Here is a 20,514-nt window from a genome sequence, read left to right as displayed (position 1 = left end):
TTAACTAATAAAGTAGTACAGTTATATACTTATATATATAACTGTACTACTTTATAAATATTCAGTCAAATTATTATCGTAATTTTCTGAAATTTATTTTTCGTGAAAATGACAACAAAAAAATTCCCCATCTACTTACTACTTGAGATGGGGCAAAAGAATAGATTACTAGGAGAAGTTCAATAGAAATACGTTACTCAATCTTATCTGCAAGTTTTTCTTTGCTCATCCAAAATGCTGTTAAAAGTGCAAGAAAAGCAGGAACGATAGCCCAAAAGAAAGTACTTGATATAGAAGAAGATAAAGCAGTTATTAATTGATCTGTTATTTCTGAAGGGATGTTCGCACGTCCTTCAGGAGAAAGTAGTGCACGAGAATCACCTGAGAAATTGGCTGCCTCTGCACCGAAACTTTCCGTTAAGTTTCGCGTGAACAACTGGCTTTGGATAATCCCAAAAACCGTAATACCAATGGTCATACCGAATGTACGCAAAAAGCTTACCGTAGACGTTGCCGCACCACGCTTACGAATCGAAAATGGGTGGATTGCGGCTGAAGGAATTACCGAGAACGATGCGCCAATGCCAAGTCCGACGAGAATCATAAATAGTATAACCATAAATCTAGAAGTATCCACAGATAAGGTTGCGAGTAAAATCATTCCGATTGTCAATAAAGCGAGTGTTGGAATCAAGAACGAGCGATATTTAAATTTAGTCATCAAAGCTCCGCCGATAGAAGCACTAACAACTGATCCGACCATCATAGGAAGTAGAACAAATCCTGCATTCGTCGCGTTGCCGCCTTGAACGCCTTGAATATAGAAAGGAATGTAAACAGAAGCGGTAATAAAAGCAGCTCCGCTAAATATCGAGATAAGTCCACTTGTTGCAAACAAGCGCTCTTTAAACATACTAAAGTCGATGACAGGTTCTGCCGCGCGACGCTCAGCTATGATAAAGACAATTGTTAACACTACAAAACTAGCGAATAAGCTGAAGCTTTGAGGAGATACCCATGCGAATTCTTTGCCACCGAGTTCAACTGCGAACATTAAGGACACAACTGCTCCTACTAAAGTGAAAGCGCCAAGCCAGTCGATTTTTTGCTTAGCATGTTCGAGAGACTCTTTATAGAAAAATGCGACCATGACAAAAGCGATTAAACCAAGGGGAATGTTGATATAAAAAACCCAAGTCCAATTGATGTATTCTGTAATATAAGCGCCAAGTAATGGTCCGAAAACACTGGAAATACCAAATACAGCACCGAACATGCCACTCATTTTGCCACGATGCTTGAGAGGCACAACATCAAACATAATCGTGAATGCAATGGGCATTAACGCGCCACCACCAATTCCTTGAATCGCACGGTAAATAATCAATTCATTGATGGTATCTGCGGTGCCACATAGAACCGATCCAATCATAAAGACGATCAAACCAAAAATGAAAAATCGTTTACGTCCGTACATATCCGACAGTTTACCGAAAATGGGCATCCCCGCCATTTGTGCTACTAAATAAGCGGAGGTGACCCAAACAAATTTATCCACTCCGCCAAGCTCTCCGACAATTGATGGAAGAGCTGTCGTGACAATTGTGTTATCCATCGCTGCTACTAAAATGGCCAGCAGCAATCCGCCGATGACCACTTTAATATTACTTTGCTTTTTGTTATACATCGTATTCGCCCTCGATTCTTATTAACTGATGAAAAGCTATACATAGCATAATCCTCTTCTTACTAAAAACACAAATTCAAACAGCAATAGCTTAAGATACATGATTAGGTTTCGCTTCGATGGGTAAACAACAAGTAAATCTTTGAAAGCGGAGTGATAAGAATGGCGAGAAAAGGAACAGCAGGAAGAACACAGGATCAGCAGTCAGCACCTACAGAATCAGCAATTGATAAAGCAGTAAAGAAAACAAAAGAAGCTCTTGATGGCGATAACAAAGCGACGGATTATGATAAAGCTACAGATGAAATGAAACATGCGAAAGATCATTCCAAGCAGGTGTCTCCTAATAAAGAAAAATGATCAATCTGATTTAATAACAAACTATTCACGCTAGTTTGTTATTTTCATTTACAAATATTGTTTTCTGTATTACAGTGACAATAAGAAACGCATCAGAACATGAAGGCGTTTGTTTTTTATGATTAACTTTGAACCATATCTATTTATACTGCCTAGTCTGCCAAAACTTCTTTTCTGAAGTTTTGTTCGTAGATAAAAGCCAGTTCATCCAGACAAGCAGTTTTGCTGTTGTCTTTTTGGGCTGGCTTTTTTGCATGGTAGTTATACAGAAAGTGGATGTGGAAAATGCCAGGATCAATGGAAGATATCAAAATACTCAAATGATCCACCAAATCCAGGTGAACATAAGGATGAAGTTTAAGGGGAGAAGTTTACACAGCAATCATAAAAAAAGGGGCGATCGATCATGGACTTTTCATTTACAGAAGAACAAGAAATGCTACGAAATACAACACGCGGATTTGTGGATAAAGAAATTATGCCGTTTATCGAAGAATGGGACCGTGCAGGTAAATCAGATCCTGCTATTTACGGGAAGCTCGCAGACCTGGGATTGATGGGTGTTTGCATTCCAGAAGCTTACGGTGGCAGTGGCATGGATTATAATGCGCTCGCAATTGTTTGCGAAGAACTTGAACGTGGGGACACAGCATTTCGCACCGCCGTTTCAGTTCATACGGGGTTGAATAGCTTGACCATTCTTCAATGGGGAACTGAAGAACAAAAGCAGCGGTATTTAATCCCGCAAGCGAAAGGCGAGAAAGTCGGAGCTTTTGGATTGACGGAACCAAGCGCTGGATCAGATGTGGCAGCGATGAAATCGACCGCTGTAAAACAAGGTGATCATTATATATTAAACGGTCAAAAAACCTGGATTTCGTTATGTGATGTGGCAGATCATTTTATCGTATTTGCTTATACAGGGAACCAGACAGAAAAACATAGTGCCATTTCTGCATTTATTGTCGAACGGACATGGACTGGATTTGCTTCTAAAGCGATTAAAGGCAAACACGGAATTCGCGCAGGTAATACCGGCGAACTCTTTTTTGAAGATGTCAAAGTACCAAAAGAGAATTTGTTAGGCAAAGAAGGAGAAGGATTTAAAATCGCGATGTCAGCTCTCGATAATGGGCGATTCACCGTTGCTGCAGGAGCAGTAGGGCAAATCATGGCATGCTTAGAAGTGAGTGTGAGTTATTGCCGACAACGTCAAACATTCGGCAAAGAAATCGGGCGTCATCAGCTTGTTCAACAAATGATTGCCAATATGGAAGCTGGATTTCAAATGAGCCGTCTTCTCGTTTATCGTGCAGGTGAGCTAAAAAATCAAGGGAAACGCAATACACGAGAAACCTCATTGGCAAAATGGCAAGCATGTGACTTTGCCTATAAAGCAGCAGATGATGCTTTTCAAATTCACGGTGCATATGGTTATTCCGATGAATATCCAGTGAGTCGCTATTTACGTAACTCGAAAGCACCGGTTATTTATGAAGGAACACGTGAAATCCATACCATTATGCAAGCAGAATATGCTTTAGGTTATAAAGAAGATAAAGCTTTATCACACACATTGCCAGCTTGGGAACAGCAAAACAGTGCCAGTGAATAATGTGAATGAAAATAGGGTTGACTGAATTTTCTACTTATACAGATTACCTAAAGTCGACAATCGGTTATACTGTAAGGGAAGAATCTTTTCATCTTGCATATGCAACAGGAAGCAGTATGAACTGTTCGCAAGCTTAATCTTTACAGGTAAAGGGTAATCTTTCAGTAAGAAAGAAAGACTGCTTGGCAGTCCTAAAAAACCACAAAATGAGGAGAATGATGATGGAAATTTTAAAACGATTTAAAGATATTATGACGAGCAATATTCATGCACTTTTAGATAAGGCGGAAGATCCGGAGAAAATGATTGATCAGTATTTGCGTGACTTGAATAGCGACTTGGGTAAAGTGAAATCAGAAACAGCTGCGATTATGGCAGCTGAAAAACGAGAACGCCGTGAACTTGGTGAAGTTGAAAAAGAAATCGATGATATGCAGCGCTATGCCGTAAAAGCATTAGAGGCAGGCAATGAAGACGATGCTCGTAAATTTTTGCAGCGTAAAGCAGAGCTTTCGGAAAAACTAACAGACAAAAAGACTGCTGTCGAACTAGCATCTGCCAACACTCAGCAAATGCGCCAAATGCATGACAAGTTGGAAGCGGATATCGGCGAACTTGAATCTCGTCGCTCAGAACTAAAAGGCAAAGCGGCTGTAGCGAAAACACAAAAACGCATGAACGATTTTGCATCGTCAGCCGATGGAGCAGGCGAACGAATTTCTGCTTTTGATAAAATGGAACAAAAAATCAACCAGGAGCTTGATAAAGCAAATGCTATGTCCGAATTAAATAAAAGATCGGGAACTGATATTAAAGATTTAGCATCAAAATACGACGACGACTCATCTGTTGATAACGAGTTGGAATCGCTAAAAGCAGGCATCAATGTAGATGATGAATTAGCAGCATTAAAAACTCAATTAGGCAAAGACAAATGATGATTGTTAGACAATATGTTCTTGTGAGCTAAGGGAGGGCGGATAGAGTGGTCATTCAATATAAATGTCCCAACTGTGGTTCGGATATGGCATACGACAGCGAATCAGGCCATCTTTCTTGTCCCAACTGTGGTAGACAAGATGACATCGAAACATTTCCAGAAACAAATATTATTCGGAAGTTCGATCCAGATGAAGCGAAAGAATACCATTGTGAAAACTGCGGAGCGGTTATTTTAACCGAAGCAGAAACCACCGCAACCCATTGTAGTTTTTGTGGTGCACCGGTGTTATTAGCGGATCGGCTGACGGGTGACTTGGCTCCTGCTAAAGTGATTCCATTTACCATTAGTAAGGAAGAAGCTGTCGCTGCTTTTAAAAAATGGACAAAAAATGGTAGATTAACGCCGAGAGGATTTACAAGTGGAGATCGCATTAAAAAAATGACAGGCATGTATGTGCCATTTTGGTTATATGATATTGAAGGAAAAGCTGATGTAGCTGCACTCGCAACGAGAGTTCGTAGCTATACGACAGGCGATACGATTTACACAGAGACTGATTTTTATGATGTTCGCCGGGAGCTAGATCTCAGCTATTTAAAAGTACCAGCAGATGCATCGGAGAAAATGGACGATGAGTTGATGGATAAACTGGAACCTTATAACTACGGAGAGCTGAAAGATTTTAAAATGCCTTATTTAGCAGGCTATCTTGCGGAAAAATACGATTATGATGATGAGGCATTGTTCTCGCGAATCGAATCGAAAATCGTTCCGTACATCGATTCGTATATAGGTAGCACCATTTCAGGGTATTCGACTGTTAGTTATACCAATAAACAAATTCACACGCATAAAAAAAACGTTTACTATACGTTGTTTCCAGTATGGATGGTTTATTACGACTTTGACAACAAAGAACATACTTTTGCGATGAACGGTCAAACCGGTAAAGTGGTCGGCAAGCCACCGATTAGTGCATTCAAAGTCGCAGCCTGGTTCACGGCGATCGCAGCTTCCACATTTGCTGTAGTGAAGGCAATTTCATTTGCTGTGGGAGGTGTTTTTTGGTGAGCACTTTTAAAGTAAAAGCATTACTAGCGATTTGTTTAATACTACTATTTACTGGCATAGGTGGCATTACTGTATTTGCTGCAGTGGATAAGCATATTTACGATGAGGCTAATTTATTGAGCAAATCGGAGATAGCTGAGTTGGAAGCTGTAGCAGCGGAGCATAGCCAAAAACACGATACAGACTTTTTGTTTTTAACTACTGCAGATGAACAGTCACCAGATATTGTTACGTACATGAGTGATTTTTTTGATGAGTGGGCAGTTCAAAATAATCAAGAAAATGCAGTTTTACTGACAATGAATATTGCAACACGCGATGTGTACTTAGCTGGTTTTGGAACAGCAGAAAAAACACTTGATAGCGAACGCGTCGATTTGGTACTAGATCGAATTATTACTGAAATGCAAAATGGCGACTATGCGGATGCTTTTCAGGAGACGGTGACTACGTCGAGTCGTTATATGGAGTTTAGAACCGGCGTTAATCCAGAAAACATCTTCTTCAAAACCTGGTTTCAATTAGCACTAGCATTGCTACTAGGCGGCGGAGTAGTCAGCTTTATGCTTTATAATTCAGGTGGACGTGTCACGACAACGGCTAGCACTTATTTTGACGGCGACCATACAAGAGTTACCGGGACGAGAGACCAATTCCGCAACAAAACCGTATCACGTCGCAAAGTTCCGAAAAAAAGCAGCGGTGGAGGAGGTTTTGGTGGAGGAGGAAGTACTGGCGGCGGACGTTCATTTAGTGGCGGTGGCCGAAATTTTTAAGAATGGATTGAACCTAAGGAAGGAATGAACAAAATGGGGTTTTTCGGCAATCAATTTTCAGATGTAGTGGAGTGGGAAGAATTTAGAGAAGATATGATCTTTTGGAAATGGAACAATAATGAAGTGAAAAAAGGCAGTAAGCTCATTATTCGTCCTGGCCAAGATGCTATTTTTATTAATAACGGCAAAATCGAAGGAATTTTTGAAGACGAAGGCGAGTACGATATCGAATCAGAAATCGTGCCATTCTTATCGACTTTAAAAGGCTTCCGTTTTGGTTTTAATAGTGGCATGCGCGTTGAAGTACTGTTTGTAAATACAAAAGAATTTACTGTCAGATGGGGGACACAAAATCCAATCAATATCCCATCACCACAGCTTCCAGGTGGCATGCCAATTCGTGCGAATGGTACATTCCAGTTTAAAGTAAGCGATTATATTGGCTTGATCGATAAAATTGCGGGAGTCCGAAGCAGCTATTTAGTGGAAGATGTGAAGATACGTATTACGGCGATTCTGGATCAGCTCTTAATGAGATGGATTAGTAAAGAAGGCAAAGATATGTTCAACTTACAGGCCAATGCGCATGAAATTGGACAAGGCATTCAAGACGACTTAAATATGCAGTTAATGGATGATGGTATGAAAGTGACGCGTTTCCAAGTGATGAGCTTTAACTATCCGAAGGAAATTCAAGATATGATCAATAAAAGTGCGTCGCATGGCATGGTAGGCGACGTCTCCAAATACCAACAAATTTCTGTGGCAGACGCCATGGGCAAATCAACTGGGTCAAATACCGCTTCAGATATGGCGGGCATGATGATGGGCATGAACATTGCAAAAGAAATGATGAACGACCAAAAAGAGGCAGGTACCAACAAACAGCAAAGTGCTGCTGCAACGAGCAATGATTCAAGCAGTCAAACAACAAGTGGTGAAAAAACGGTGCCGAAATTCTGTCCAAACTGCGGACAAAAAAATGAAGGTGCAAATTTCTGTTCAAACTGTGGGCAAAAATTAGCGTGAATAGATGACAAAGCCGCTACGGGGATTTTGATCCCCGTAGCGGCTTTGTCTGTCTATATCATTTTGACTGATAAAGAATTTATCACTGTTCATTTTTAAACCGATACAAGTTTTTTTAAGCGCATATAATACGTCCATAGTTTGACTAACAATGATCCGTAAATAGTGATGCACAGTATAAATGCGAAAGTTCCCCATGATAACCATTGAGACAGCTCTGTTTGATGATTGAGACTGTTAAATAAGAAGTAAAGATACAAAAGTGTAAAAGGTAAAAAGAAGGCAGTATAAGTAAGGACCATCTTTTTCGCCTGTTTGATTTGAGTCGAGTCATCGCTATACAATTGTGGTCGCTCTTGATCTTGTTTGTATTCTTGACTCCAAATGGTCCACTTTTCTAAATTAGAAATGGAGTTAAAGCAATTAGACCAGCCAGCTTCTTTATGAATGGAGAAATAGCTTGCAGGTGGTTGTCGTTGGTAATCGACTTTATAAGCCATGCGACGCGGATCGCCTGTTATAAAGTGAAAAATCATGCCGATTTGATTGACGCGATACAAATTGAATCCACGTTGTTCCATCGACTCTAGCCAGTTTTCCAGTTTGTCAGGAGAATACATCCAAGCGAATCGAATTTTGCTTACCCTGTGTCCTGAACGTTTCAGTTCTCTTTCTTGCTGTTTGTCGAATCTCTTGCTCTTTTGAAGAGTCTCTAGGATTAGCAGATTTCTAAGATTTTTATTCGTTTTTGTAATTTTGATAATCGAATAAATGCCTAGTACAACTAAACCGATGACTAATGCAAAAAATAAAAACGTCAAAACCCAATAAGGGCTTTCTTCTACAATAATAGCTTCATCCGTAAATATGTACGAAAAAGCTAAAGAAATAGGGGCAATTAATATAGAGAGTAAGTAAAATAAAAGGCCGAAAAATACATAGGTAATTGTTTGGTTGTGTTTAATGACGCCATCTCTAGTTGGTGAGTTTTTAATTGTCTCCTCAGGTTGCCTATTCGTTGAAATTTGCCATTTTCCAGCTATCAAAGCCATTTTCCAACCATCGTTTTGTAAAGTTGAGGCAAGCGTAGGAGATTTGAGTTTGTCAAAAGCAATTCGGTAAATTCGTGATTCCGCAGCACCCTCATTAAAGTAAAAGCAACGCGTCCATCGATTCAATTTTTCGAAGACACGGCCATTGTTCGCCATTTGTGACAACCAATCTTCGGTTTTTTCAACATCATAGCTCCAGAAAGGTCTATACATTTTCTTCATTGGAAATCCTCCTCAAAAGTCAGTGCATTTTGATGTAACTCTTTTAGTCTTTGTATTTCTTGATTCATTAATTGTTTGCCAGTATCAGTAATTTCGTAAACCGTTTTGCGTTGTTCGTCTGCGAATACCACGATGACCCCATCTTTTTGCATTTTGGTTAAGGTGCCATAAACAGTTCCTGATCCAAGAATAAGTCGGCCCGCTGTAAGGTCTTCAACATGTTTGATAATGCCATAGCCATGACGAGGTGTAGTTAAAGACAACAAAATATAGAAAGCAGTTTCTGTCATGGGCACATATTTTTTGCACATTTTTTGAATGTCCATTTTTTGTTCCTCTTTTCTTTATGTCACATCTCGACTATATCACGTCGTGACATAAAATACTTCATTTTTATAAAACTAAAAAATCGAGCAAATGTTGCATTTCTCTGAAGACGGATTGGAACCTCCAATTTTTCAGATACATTAGAATAAAGTCATTTCTAACAAATACTAGCCTGAAGAGAGATCACTATATTAATGAAATTTAATGACAGAATATTCGGATTAATATTTTGACATTCCACTAAAAGAGAGTATGATGAAGATAAAAGAAGGAGGAATTTCTATGGAATCCACCTTTGGTTTTGTGCCTATGCTCGTCATTTCGGCCATCATGATTGTACTCATCATGTCCTATTTCTTCTTCCATCACTGGGCAAAATGAGTGCTGAACAACAAAACTGCATGTCAACATGCAGTTTTTTGCTTGTACGTATAATTTTTAAAATCCGTAAAAAGAGACGTGCTAAAATCAAATAAATAGACAACTTGAATTAGATTGGATTGCGGTTTTTTTACAAATAAGATTGGCAACACCAAATGTTAAATTGCTTTTGAAATGCCTGTTATTAGGTAGCAATAAGTGTTATCAAAAAAAGATTTTCAAAAAAATTATAAAGAAGAATCTTTCGGAATTTTTATTTTATTCAAAAATAATAAATAACTGTTTTCAAAGCACTCTACCTACTGAGGAGAGTGCTTTTTCATTTGAAAAATCCTTTTCCAACAATAGAATCATGAAGGTTTTTTTAGAGATACAAAGTAGCTGGATTGTTAGCTAATAGTGTTAAAATCGTCTTGCAACATTTGTAATGATAGGAAATTGTGCGTATAGTTGGACAAGTGTTAATTATTAGACCGGGAAAAATAGGTATATATTAGTTGTTTTTAGTGTTTGAAACTCCACTAAAGACCTAATAAATTTATAGAAGATCTTGTTATGGAAGAAAGATGAATAGGTGCAAGGAAGTCCTCTTCTATCTATGTAAAAAGCTGAATAGCAGAGAGGTGTTGAGGAATTATGTCAATTATCAAGGTAGAAGGATTATCGAAAGTATTCGGTAAAAATACCAAACAAGCATTGAAGATGCTTGAAGAAGGAAAGACAAAAGAAGAAATTTTAAAACTGACAAATAGTACAGTAGGCGTCAATCGTACTTCTTTTTCGGTAGAAGCCGGTGAAATATTTGTCATCATGGGTCTTTCAGGTAGCGGGAAATCGACCTTAGTTCGCTTATTGAATCGGTTAATCGACCCAACAGAAGGCAAGGTTTACATTGACGGCGAAAACTTGGCAGCGATGAATAAGAAAGATTTGCGTCGAGTGCGTCGCACAAAAATGAGTATGGTGTTCCAAAATTTTGCGCTATTTCCGTATCTAACAGTTTTGGACAATGCTGCATATGGCTTGGAAATCCAAGGGATTGATAAAGTGGAGAGAAACGAAAAAGCGAAGAAATCTTTGGAAATGGTTGGTCTTGGTGGCTATCTCGAGCAATTACCAGCCCAACTTTCTGGGGGTATGCAACAGCGTGTTGGATTAGCAAGAGCGTTGGCAAACGACCCAGAAGTGATGCTGATGGATGAAGCATTCTCAGCGCTTGATCCATTGATCCGCAAAGAAATGCAGGATGAATTATTGGATTTACAGGAAACAATGAAGAAAACCATCATTTTCATTACCCACGATTTGGATGAAGCATTGCGCATCGGCGACAAGATTGCATTGATGAAAGACGGTTCTATTGTACAGGTTGGCACGCCAGAGGAAATATTGGTCAATCCTGCAAATGATTATGTTAAAAAGTTCGTCCAAGATGTTGATCGTTCAAAAGTCTTGACTGCATTCAATATCATGAAGCGACCTGAAACCATTAACATTGATAAACATGGCCCGCGTGTCGCGTTGGAAAGAATGAAAGAAGAAGGCATTTCAAGTATCTATGTCACAGACAGCAAACGAAATTTAAAAGGGTACGTCACAGCAGATGATGCTTCTCTTGCTTTAAAGGCAGATCTTAAAAGTCTAGTGACTATATTGAAAACTGATGCCCCTACTGTTACGAAAGAAACTTTGATGAATGCGATATTTGAAATTAGCCATAATTCGACTGTTCCGATTACAGTGGTAGAAGATGGGAAATTACTTGGCATCATCGTCCGCGGTGCAGTTATTTCAGCGCTTGCTGGTCAAAGTGAGGTGAATCGCAACCATGCTTAATTTTATGGAAAACATCCCAGAAATTCCATTAGCTCCATATGTTTCGAAATTCACAAGTTGGATTTCAGATACATTCGCTTTCTTGTTTGACCCTCTCAAAAATGAGTTTGGGGATGGCTTAGAAGACTTTGCAGATATGTTGGCGGCGGTTCCGCCGGTAATCATCATTTTGATTGTGGCTTTGATCGCATTCTTCATTAGCGGGAAGCGGATTGGCTTGGCTTCATTTTCACTAGTTGGATTATTGCTTGTTTGGAATCAAGGATTATGGGAAGAATTGATGCTATCGTTTACGTTAGTTCTAGTCGCAAGTTTATTATCGATTGTCATAGGCGTGCCAATTGGTATTTTGATGTCGAAAAGCAAAGCTGCCGAAAGCATAATTACGCCAATTCTTGACTTTATGCAAACCATGCCAGCTTTTGTGTATTTGATTCCGGCGGTCGCTTTTTTCAGCATCGGAATGGTTCCGGGTATTTTTGCATCATTGATCTTTGCGACACCTCCGACTGTTCGTTTTACGAACCTAGGGATTCGACAAGTTTCAAAAGAATTGGTGGAAGCTTCCGAAGCTTTTGGAAGCACCGGAGCACAAAAACTCTTTAAAGTGGAACTGCCAATGGCAAAACCCACTATCATGGCTGGCATTAACCAAACTGTGATGCTGTCACTATCGATGGTCGTCATTGCCTCGATGATTGGTGCACCTGGCCTTGGTCGTGAAGTACTTTCTGCTTTACAGCGTGCAGATGTAGGAACAGGATTTGTAGCGGGCTTGGGAATTGTCATTTTAGCCATTATCATTGACCGCTTTACGCAAAGTTTTACCGGTAAAAAAAGAGTATAAGAAGATTACTGAACCTCGCGGAAAATGAACGCCCAATAAGCTTAAGGAAAAAGGAGATTGATTAGTTATGGTAAACTCGAAGTGGGAAAAATTAGGTCTTATGTTTGTAGTAATGCCAACACTAGCTTTAGCAGCATGTGGTGATGAAGACGAAAATGCAGAAGGTGGAACTGATGAAGGTTCTGGTTCTGAAGAAGTGAATTACGGTGAAGAAATGGGCTACAAAATTACTGGTATCGAACCAGGTTCTGGTGTAGTTGCTTCAGCTGAAGCCTCAACTGAAGAGTACGAAAACCTTGAAGGTTGGGAAGTTGTTACGTCGTCAAGTGGCGCAATGGCTACAGCTTTAGGCGAAGCGATTGAAAACGAAGAGCCGATTATTGTTACCGGCTGGAGCCCACACTGGAAGTTCCAAAAGTATGATTTGAAATACTTGGAAGATCCACAAGGCATCTTTGGAGATGAAGAAACAATCAAAACTATGGCTCGTAAAGGACTAGAAGAAGAAAATCCAGAAGCTTACAAAATTCTCGATCAGTTCGAGTGGACACCTGCTGACATCGAAAGCATCATGTTGCAAGTTACAGACGGTGCAGATGTTGAAGAAGCAGCAGCATTATGGGTAGAAGAAAATGCTGATAAAGTTGCTGAATGGACAGACGGTACAGAACAAGTAGATGGTACAGAAGTTGAATTGGCTTACGTAGAATGGGATACAGAAGTCGCTTCAACAAATGTTGTCGGCAAAGTATTAGAAGACCAAGGCTTTGATGTAACTTTGACGCCGCTTGATAACGCAGTTATGTGGCAAGCTGTTTCTGAAGGTCAAGCGGATGCTATGGTAGCTGCATGGCTTCCTGGAACACATGCAACTCAGCTTGAAACCTATGGCGATGATGTAGTGGACCTAGGCATCAACCTAGAAGGCGCTAAAATAGGTCTTGTGGTTCCAGCTTACATGGACATAGATTCAATTGAAGATTTAACACCAGCGGAATAATTTGGGGGGAATTACACCTGAAGTGTGCACCAGTTAGTGGATATGTACAGTTGGGTGTGATTGCTACCAAAGAAAACCTAATCACAAAAGAAGCCTTTCCAAGAGTACTCTTGGAAAGGCTTCTTTATTTTTTAAACAAATAGGTGACCGAACAACACTAGTATCGGTAATGTAATGATTGTCCGTAAAACAAAGATCACTGCCAATTCCCAGAACTTAACAGGGATATTCGAGCGTAAAATCAAAATACCAATCTCAGACATATAAATGATTTGTGTTAACGAAACGCCTGCCAAAACAAAGCGTGTCAATTCGCTTTCTATGCCACCACCAAGTACGGCTGGCAAGAACATATCTGCAAAACCAACTAAGAACGTAGGAGCTGCTTCAGCTGCTTCAGGCAATCCGAACATTGTGAGTATCGGAATTAATGGATAAGAAATAATTTTGAAAAGTGGTGTGTATTCTGCCACGATTAAAGCGATTGTGCCAAGAGCAAACACAAGCGGAATCAGTGCTAACCAAATATCAAGCACCGTTTCGATTCCCATTTTAGCAAGTTTTTTCGGGCTTGCTGCGCTACTTGCTTTGCGACGTGCTTCATCAAATCCCCACTGAAAGAGGGATGCGCCTTCAGGAATGGTATCATCAACTTGTTTGCCAACTGGCGCATAGTAGTCATCTTTTTTGCGAGACAATGGTGGAATACGCGGCATAATAATAGCTGCTACTAAGCAAGCAACCGATATAGCCAAATAGAACGGGAAGAACAAATGACCAATGCCAACAACATTTGCGACAACTAAACTAAAAGCAACCGAAGCAATCGAAAATGTAGTTGCAATAACGGAAGCTTCGCGTCCAGAATAGTTACCTTCATCGTATTGTTTCATTGTTACCAAAACACCAACGGGTGCAGCGCCCATCCATGATGCCATCGCATCGATTGAAGAACGACCAGGTAAAGTGAAGACAGGACGCATGAATTTGTTGAGTAAGGTACCGACAAATTCCATTAAGCCAAACTCAACTAGTAACGGCAACAAAATTCCGGCAAACAAGAACCAAGTCAGTAGAACGGGAGCCAAATCATAAAGCACGACGCCCCCTGTATTGCGTGAAGCAATCGCTTCAGGACCAACTTCATAAAAAGCCATGATGCCAAATGCAAAAGCAAGAATCCGGACGATTAAACCAAAAGGTCCGTTAATAAATGTAGCGCGTAAAAACGTTGAATTCTGGACGAAAGCTGGCTTTAAAGCTGTTGCTGTGAGGCTTGCAATTGCAGAGAAGCCAAGCAGGATAATGATAAATGCAGGAATCACATCGCCGAACGTTGTTAATAGGAAAGAGGCCAAAATGCCGACGCCAATTGTTATCTGTCCGTTATAAGGAATCGGACATAAGAAGAGCAAAGCTCCAATAATGGAAGGTATTAAGAACTTCCACGTATCAATCGATTCAATCGTCTTTTTTTCGCTTTGTAACAAAGTCATATAATTTCCCCCCCGATAGATGTGTTTGTATATTTTTTTAGTTTGCGAACGACAGATGGTTGGCTAATCCCTAGAATATGCGCCATTTCAGTTGTTGTCCGGTAGCGCTTTTGTGCGTTTAGTATTACTTTCTTTTCGACCGACTCCAAAATATGAGGAAGTGTTTGACCTTGAAGTTCAAAGCCAATACGTTCATCTGCATCAGGTTGATAGGTAATAGGAAGGTCATCGAGTGTGATGAGTTCTGATTCACTTTCGATAAAGCTACGTTCTACGACATTGCGTAACTCCCGGAAATTCCCTTTCCATGGTAACTGCAACAAATGAAAATACAAATCATCAGAAATTGATTTTTGTTGGTGGTACTTTTGATTTAGTTCTTCTACTACACGACTAATGGTCTGATCTAAATCGTCGGGTCGTTCTCTTAATGGAAACAATTCAATTGAAGCTAAGTGTAGTAAATAAAACAAGTCTTCGCGAAACTTTCCAGCAGTAACAGCTTGTTCAATTGAAGTAGTACTAATAGCGATTACACGCGCAGTATGTGGTTGTTGCAAAATCTTAAACAATGCTGCTTGTGATGCAGGTGATAGCTGTTCAATTTCATTAAGTACCAGCGTTCCACCGGCAGCTAAGTTCATATAACCTTCATCACTTAACCCCGTAAAGCTAATTTCAAATACCGATTCAGGAATAGCACTGCAATTGACTTCGATAAAAGCAGCTTGTTGTCGACTGCTCTGCGAGTGGATAAATTTAGCCAGTGATGTTTTTCCAGTACCAGGTTCTCCGCAAATTACTACAGGAACTTCGAGCTGCGCCATTTTGATGGCTGTTTGAAGTGCGCGGCTTGATGAAGGACTTTCCATAACGCACCCTTCAACATGAAGTTGCTGGTTACGGAGGTGAGCAAGCTCTCCTTTAACTTTAGACATTTCCGATTCAAGATTAACAAGATATTCTTTCATGACCATCAATTGGGACATGTCATAAGAATAACTGACGACAAAATCCACTTCGCCGCTATCATTGAAAAGAGGAATACCGGTAATCAGTGCTTTTTTTCCCGAAGGGGTATTTTGTCTGATAACCACTTTTTTCTTTTGTTTTAATACGAGAGGTGTGATGGCAGGAGAAAAAATCCCTGCTGCTTCTAAGTCGTAAACAGATTTTCCGAGCAAGTCCTCAGCCGATACACCATAAGCGTCGCCACTGCGCGGGGAAGCTTTGATGATGCGGCCTTCTCGTGTAGTCACGATAATGTCTTCATCATACGTTTCGATAATTTCTTCGTTAGTATTGGGAAGTAGAAATAAAGTATTCATAACTGACCTCCTTTATTCATTCTTGTATAGACTATACATGATTGAATAATCAAATTACAAGGTTTATTTATATTATTGTTGAATAGTATTAAGTAGCAAAAGAATTAAAAGCCTATTTTTGAATAGCTGATCAAGTTATTAATTTAAGTAGAGATGTAATTGTTATAAGATAATGAGTATTTTTATGAATATTAAAGTGAGCATTGCTACTTGGAAGGGGGGCAAAAAATCTTTTGAGGGAAATACAAAACAGTTCAACCACTGTACATAAGTGTGATAGGGACTTACAAAATCACTGAAAAAACTAACACCCCAAATCAGCTAAGCCGATTTTGGAGTGTTAGTTTTTTCTTAGCTGCTATGTCATTCAACAGCCATCAATTCTTTTGTAACGGTTCCATCAAAGTTTACCGACTTTACCTCTCCATATCCTTCAACCATATAATAAACATGTCCCTTTTCTGAAAAAATTGGATTCGCGGCAACAGTAACTTCTACAGCATTTGTAAATGTTTTATAGGATGTTCGAACAGTTACCTTAGTTTTCGTAATTACACGGGGGGCTGAATATTCAGTATCTGTATACCATTCTTGTCCAACTTTTACTGGATAGATCAATTCCATATAAGACTCTGAATAAGGCATGCCAAATGTATATATTTCATACGTTTCGAATTCTACTGTATCTGTTAATAAAGAGCCATCATCTTGATAGATGCTCCAAACAAAGCCCATATCCAAACCGTAACGTGTCGGTACGTAATTGTAGACATGGCGTTCAATTCCGTATTCCGTATCATAAATATAAGATTTTGTTTTGTCTCGTAAATAAGAATGTGAAATGGTTGCGTCGTTTTTAAACTTAGCTTCAAGACCTCGTGCTAAAAAAGCCGAAAATTGTCCGCGTGTTACAGAGGCATTTGGACGAAACGTTTTATTTGGATAACCAATGGTAATATTTGCTGCCAGTATTTGTTGAATGGGTTCATAAACGGCCATTTTCGGAGAGATATCTGTAAAGCTAACATTCACATGAAACGGGACAACAAACAAGCGTGACAATATAAACGCCATTTCAGCTCGTGTAATGGTATTGTTTGGGCGGTAAGTGCCGTCTGGATAACCATTGATTAACTTTGCTTTTGCTGCAGCTGCGATATATCCACTTGCTTTATGAGAAGAAGGGACATCTGAAAACCCGGTATCTCGTTGTTTGCTATTAAATCCTTTTAAACGTCCAATCATCATAACTGCTTCTGCACGTGTCACTTCTAAATCAGGACGCATCGAGCCATCGGGATACCCTCTCAATACATCACGTTCGATGAGGTAATTGATTTCATCGTAAAACGGATGAGAATTTGGTAAATCAGAAACTGCAGCAACAGAAAATGGTAACGACAAAGTTAAGATGAAACAGAGTGCGAACAATAATTTTTTCATCTTGCTCACTCCTTTAAGTTCGATTCACCGTCTTTAGCAACGAAGGTCGTTTTCCATCAGAGTGGCAGTAGCAACTTTTCTTTACTGCACACATACCCAATTTTTTAGGAAACTAACAAGGAAACTCTATAGAAAGGGATTACCGAAAACATAAACTTCATTCAGAAATATCTTATTCACAACAAAAAGTTTCGAGATGGATGTATTAATAACTTTTTACTTAATATTTATTTGCGCCACACGATTTTTTATCGAAAATGGCTTTAATATAGAGATAGGTATTTATTAAAAGCGCTGCGTGACTTACAGTTAGTAATAAGAAGAATTTGAAAAGGATGAGAAAAGTGAAGGATTTTGCTACTCACGAGGAGCAGCTAGAAATACTCGAGAAGCGTGGTTTACAAGTAATTGATAAAGCTGCTGCAAAACGAATTTTGTCGCGCGAGAATTATTATGCGTTAATCGATGGCTATAAAGAACCTTTTCTTGAGCACGATATAAAGCTCAATCCCTATGGTTTAGAATGTTATCAAGAAGAGACTGAGTTTAGCCACATTTATGCGTTGCATCGTTTTGATCGGGATTTACGGATGTTGTTGCTAAATGAATTGCTAAAGTTTGAAAAAAATATAAAGTCGAAATTAGCTTATCGTTTTTCTGAAAAATTCAAAGAAGCAGGGAGCTTTTTAGAGCCAGGCAATTATAGTGAAGATAGCCAACATCATCATGAACGAGATCGCATCATTTCAACACTCGCCAACTTAATCAAAAGTCATAAAAAACGTGACAAAGTAAGATATCCGGCCATTCGAGAGTTTTACGATAAACATAAAGATGTACCGCTTTGGGTCTTGGTCAACTTTTTATCGCTTGGTCAGATTACTCACTTTTATACGGTTATTGACGAAGAGTTACGTGAACAAATTGCCAGTGATTTTGCTGAGGAATACAGCGAGCAATACGATTGGGTAACCTTAAAGGCGGGAGAGTTAGATGCTATTTTGCGCATTGTTTTCCCATATCGCAATAAATCAGCACATGAGGAAATCCTATATCGTTACCACCTAACACATCCAGTAGAATTAGATGAGCTAGAGAAAAGATTGGAAATGGATGAAGGGAGTTTGAGTGGTGCCACGGTTTTTTCTTTACTTTCTCTTGTGAAACTAACATCTACAAAAGCTGATTACGACCGCTTTTCGCTAAAAATAACTCAATTAATCCAGGAACTTAAGGCCTCCGTTCAGACACGGGCATTTACAAAAATTATGAAAGATGCGGGTTTTAATGGATAACTAGAAATTCTGCTAACCAGGAAGGTGGCGCCAATGAACTATGTGGCATTGTTGAGAGGGATTAATGTAGGCGGGAAAAACAAAGTAGAAATGAAAAAGCTAACACAAGCATTTGAAGAAGTGGGCATGACACAAGTCACGACGTACATCAATTCTGGAAATGTCGTTTTTTCCTCGACAATTGATTCCAAAGAAACTATAGCAAGCATTTTAGAAAAAGCGATTTACAGTTATTTCGATTTGCAGATTCATGTATTGATCTATAGTTCAGCTGAATTTCTAAAAATTGCACAATCAGTTCCGGAAAATTGGTCAAACGATCAAAATATGAAAAGTGATGTATTGTTTTTATGGCAAGATGTTGACGATCCAAGCATTTTAAATCAATTAACCATCAAACCTAATATTGACCGTGTTATATACGTACCTGGTGCTATTCTTTGGTCGGTGAAGAAAGAGCTGGTTACAAAAAGCGGATTGGGGAAAATCGTGGGAACAGCTCTTTATCGCCGTGTAACGGTTCGTAATGTAAATACAGTTAGGCGAATATTAATGTTGCTAGAGAGTATATAAAAATCCCGACCTCTTTTCAAAAGAGGCCGGGATTTTTAACGATAATTATTCAAACCATGATAGATCTCAACAATATCATGTAATTTCATACGCACTAAACCACTCGACGACGGCGCAACATATTCAACGACTCCTGGAATGACAGGTTCTGGCTGAACACCCCATAATACGATTTTTCGTTTGCTAAATTGCTGATAAACGCCTTTGCCGACAAAACAAACAGCGTGTGGTTGTAGCCTTCTAATTTTCTCCTCTAATAACTTGGCACCTTCCGCATATTCTTCTTTTGAAATTTCAGCGGCTTCTTTGGTGGGGCGGTCGACGATATTTGTTAAGCCGAATCCGAGAGCGAGCAATTCACTATTTTCTTCTGGTAAATATGTCCGTGGAGTCAAGCCAGCTTTTTAAAGAATTTTCCAGAATCGATTATTCGGATTGGCATAATGATAGCCGGTTTCAGACGATCGGATGCTCGGATTAAAGCCGACAAATAAAATCTTCAAATCTTGTTGTAAATAATCAGGAATCCGTTCTAATTGCAAAGCTGTCTACCACCTTTAATGTTTACTGTATTTTTCCTGAAAATCTTTATCTGATTGTAAAAGATAAAGAATTCCTTCAATGACACCAATCACAGCCGGAATACCTGTCCAAAAGAACAGCAGATAAAGAATACCCATGCCTGGACGTCCTAGATAGAATTTGTGAGCCCCAAAGTCGCCAAGAAAGATAGCAAGTAATGCAGCGGCCAATTTGTTTTTCATGATTAATCATCCTTTCCAGATACCTTACTATTCCCGAATTATAGGAAGTTAAAAGTGTTGTGGGTGATATCGGTTTAATGTTTTCCTTTAAGTAGATTTTTGGATGCATAATAAGTTAAAAAACCTTATTCAAATATGACAAAAAATTAACAATTTAATATTATTTTTAGTATATTAGTCACGATTAGGTTATACCTGTAATTGAAAGCGGTATCATTTAAAAATAAAATAAAAAGATGTGAAAATTGAGTTTTCTTATTGTCACAGCGGTTATATAGGAAGATACCCAAAAGGAAGAGGGTGAACGATCCAGTTTGAATCCATAAATTTTTTGGTTTAACATCTTGGTAATTTTTTGCGAATTCTGCTACACTATCAACTTGAAATTAATTTTCTAAAAAATGTTGCTGGACGTTGGAAATAGATAGAGATGAAATAGGCGCTAGGACATCTTCGGACGAAATCAGGG

Annotated in this window: 19 protein-coding genes and 1 pseudogene; 11 read left to right on the top strand and 9 right to left on the bottom strand. The window is 39.2% G+C overall.

Going from position 1 to position 20,514, the window contains the following annotated elements:
• Positions 1 to 193 precede the first annotated feature (193 nt).
• Positions 194 to 1,687 carry an MDR family MFS transporter gene (locus tag MLE13_RS08000; RefSeq protein ID WP_240749196.1) on the bottom strand — a complete coding sequence of 498 codons (1,494 nt, stop codon included), beginning with the start codon at positions 1,685 to 1,687 and terminating at the stop codon, positions 194 to 196.
• A gap of 162 nt (positions 1,688 to 1,849) precedes the next feature.
• On the opposite strand from MLE13_RS08000, the gene MLE13_RS07995 reads away from it, so the two are divergent.
• Entirely contained in the window at positions 1,850 to 2,047 is a 198-nt protein-coding gene (locus MLE13_RS07995) for a hypothetical protein (RefSeq protein ID WP_240749195.1), read from the top strand.
• Between the two features lie 152 nt (positions 2,048 to 2,199).
• Here the strand turns inward: MLE13_RS07995 and MLE13_RS07990 are convergent, their stop codons facing one another.
• Entirely contained in the window at positions 2,200 to 2,367 is a 168-nt protein-coding gene (locus MLE13_RS07990) for a hypothetical protein (RefSeq protein WP_240749194.1), read from the bottom strand.
• 86 nt (positions 2,368 to 2,453) lie between these two features.
• Here MLE13_RS07990 and MLE13_RS07985 point away from each other — a divergent pair, with 86 nt between their 5' ends.
• The 5 genes from MLE13_RS07985 (at position 2,454) to MLE13_RS07965 (ending at position 7,481) form a co-directional block, all read left to right on the top strand.
• Entirely contained in the window at positions 2,454 to 3,662 is a 1,209-nt protein-coding gene (locus MLE13_RS07985; RefSeq protein WP_240749193.1) for an acyl-CoA dehydrogenase family protein, read from the top strand.
• A 221-nt stretch (positions 3,663 to 3,883) separates the two neighbouring features.
• Positions 3,884 to 4,600 (top strand): PspA/IM30 family protein, encoded by a 717-nt coding sequence (locus MLE13_RS07980; protein ID WP_240749192.1) that lies wholly within the window; start codon positions 3,884 to 3,886, stop codon positions 4,598 to 4,600.
• A gap of 47 nt (positions 4,601 to 4,647) precedes the next feature.
• A complete protein-coding gene (locus MLE13_RS07975) occupies positions 4,648 to 5,676 on the top strand; it encodes a TFIIB-type zinc ribbon-containing protein (protein WP_240749191.1) in 1,029 nt (342 codons plus the stop codon).
• A complete protein-coding gene (locus MLE13_RS07970) occupies positions 5,673 to 6,452 on the top strand; it encodes a TPM domain-containing protein (protein ID WP_240749190.1) in 780 nt (259 codons plus the stop codon). The genes MLE13_RS07975 and MLE13_RS07970 overlap by 4 nt, the downstream gene beginning before the upstream one ends.
• A 33-nt stretch (positions 6,453 to 6,485) precedes the next feature.
• Positions 6,486 to 7,481 (top strand): SPFH domain-containing protein, encoded by a 996-nt coding sequence (locus MLE13_RS07965; RefSeq protein WP_240749189.1) that lies wholly within the window; start codon positions 6,486 to 6,488, stop codon positions 7,479 to 7,481.
• A 95-nt stretch (positions 7,482 to 7,576) separates the two neighbouring features.
• On the opposite strand, the gene MLE13_RS07960 is transcribed toward MLE13_RS07965, so the two are convergent.
• Entirely contained in the window at positions 7,577 to 8,755 is a 1,179-nt protein-coding gene (locus MLE13_RS07960; protein ID WP_240749188.1) for a DUF2812 domain-containing protein, read from the bottom strand.
• The gene (locus MLE13_RS07955; RefSeq protein ID WP_240749187.1) at positions 8,752 to 9,081 is read right to left on the bottom strand and encodes a PadR family transcriptional regulator; all 330 of its coding nucleotides are present in this window, start codon (positions 9,079 to 9,081) and stop codon (positions 8,752 to 8,754) included. The genes MLE13_RS07960 and MLE13_RS07955 overlap by 4 nt, the downstream gene beginning before the upstream one ends.
• 1,018 nt (positions 9,082 to 10,099) lie before the next feature.
• Here MLE13_RS07955 and MLE13_RS07950 point away from each other — a divergent pair.
• The 3 genes from MLE13_RS07950 (at position 10,100) to MLE13_RS07940 (ending at position 13,146) form a co-directional block, all read left to right on the top strand.
• Positions 10,100 to 11,299 (top strand): quaternary amine ABC transporter ATP-binding protein, encoded by a 1,200-nt coding sequence (locus tag MLE13_RS07950; protein WP_240749186.1) that lies wholly within the window; start codon positions 10,100 to 10,102, stop codon positions 11,297 to 11,299.
• Positions 11,292 to 12,146 (top strand): ABC transporter permease, encoded by an 855-nt coding sequence (locus MLE13_RS07945; RefSeq protein ID WP_276323867.1) that lies wholly within the window; start codon positions 11,292 to 11,294, stop codon positions 12,144 to 12,146. Before MLE13_RS07950 ends, MLE13_RS07945 begins: the two co-directional genes overlap by 8 nt.
• Positions 12,147 to 12,213: 67 nt before the next feature.
• On the top strand, positions 12,214 to 13,146 hold the full coding sequence (locus MLE13_RS07940) for a glycine betaine ABC transporter substrate-binding protein (RefSeq protein WP_240749185.1): 933 nt from the start codon (positions 12,214 to 12,216) through the stop codon (positions 13,144 to 13,146).
• Between the two features lie 131 nt (positions 13,147 to 13,277).
• On the opposite strand, the gene MLE13_RS07935 is transcribed toward MLE13_RS07940, so the two are convergent.
• From MLE13_RS07935 to MLE13_RS07925, 3 genes are all read right to left on the bottom strand, one after another.
• A complete protein-coding gene (locus tag MLE13_RS07935) occupies positions 13,278 to 14,642 on the bottom strand; it encodes a YjiH family protein (RefSeq protein ID WP_240749184.1) in 1,365 nt (454 codons plus the stop codon).
• Positions 14,639 to 15,970: a sigma 54-interacting transcriptional regulator gene (locus tag MLE13_RS07930; RefSeq protein WP_240749183.1), complete on the bottom strand. Its 1,332-nt coding sequence runs from the start codon at positions 15,968 to 15,970 to the stop codon at positions 14,639 to 14,641. Before MLE13_RS07930 ends, MLE13_RS07935 begins: the two co-directional genes overlap by 4 nt.
• 363 nt (positions 15,971 to 16,333) lie before the next feature.
• The gene (locus MLE13_RS07925; protein ID WP_240749182.1) at positions 16,334 to 17,413 is read right to left on the bottom strand and encodes an S-layer homology domain-containing protein; all 1,080 of its coding nucleotides are present in this window, start codon (positions 17,411 to 17,413) and stop codon (positions 16,334 to 16,336) included.
• Positions 17,414 to 17,748: 335 nt separating this feature from the next.
• On the opposite strand from MLE13_RS07925, the gene MLE13_RS07920 reads away from it, so the two are divergent.
• Both MLE13_RS07920 and MLE13_RS07915 read left to right on the top strand, forming a co-directional pair.
• Positions 17,749 to 18,708, top strand: a complete 960-nt coding sequence (locus MLE13_RS07920; RefSeq protein ID WP_240749181.1) for an Abi family protein — start codon at positions 17,749 to 17,751, stop codon at positions 18,706 to 18,708.
• A gap of 33 nt (positions 18,709 to 18,741) precedes the next feature.
• Positions 18,742 to 19,281, top strand: a complete 540-nt coding sequence (locus tag MLE13_RS07915; protein ID WP_240749180.1) for a DUF1697 domain-containing protein — start codon at positions 18,742 to 18,744, stop codon at positions 19,279 to 19,281.
• A gap of 35 nt (positions 19,282 to 19,316) precedes the next feature.
• On the opposite strand, the pseudogene mug reads toward MLE13_RS07915, so the two are convergent.
• Both mug and MLE13_RS07905 read right to left on the bottom strand, forming a co-directional pair.
• A pseudogene (gene mug / locus MLE13_RS07910) lies at positions 19,317 to 19,823 on the bottom strand (G/U mismatch-specific DNA glycosylase).
• A gap of 15 nt (positions 19,824 to 19,838) precedes the next feature.
• Positions 19,839 to 20,045, bottom strand: a complete 207-nt coding sequence (locus MLE13_RS07905) for a TM2 domain-containing protein (protein WP_240749179.1) — start codon at positions 20,043 to 20,045, stop codon at positions 19,839 to 19,841.
• Positions 20,046 to 20,514: the final 469 nt, after the last annotated feature.

This window comes from Planococcus halocryophilus (assembly GCF_022489025.1).
Taxonomy (GTDB): domain Bacteria; phylum Bacillota; class Bacilli; order Bacillales_A; family Planococcaceae; genus Planococcus; species Planococcus halocryophilus_A.
This window is presented reverse-complemented; position numbering and strand designations above follow the sequence as displayed.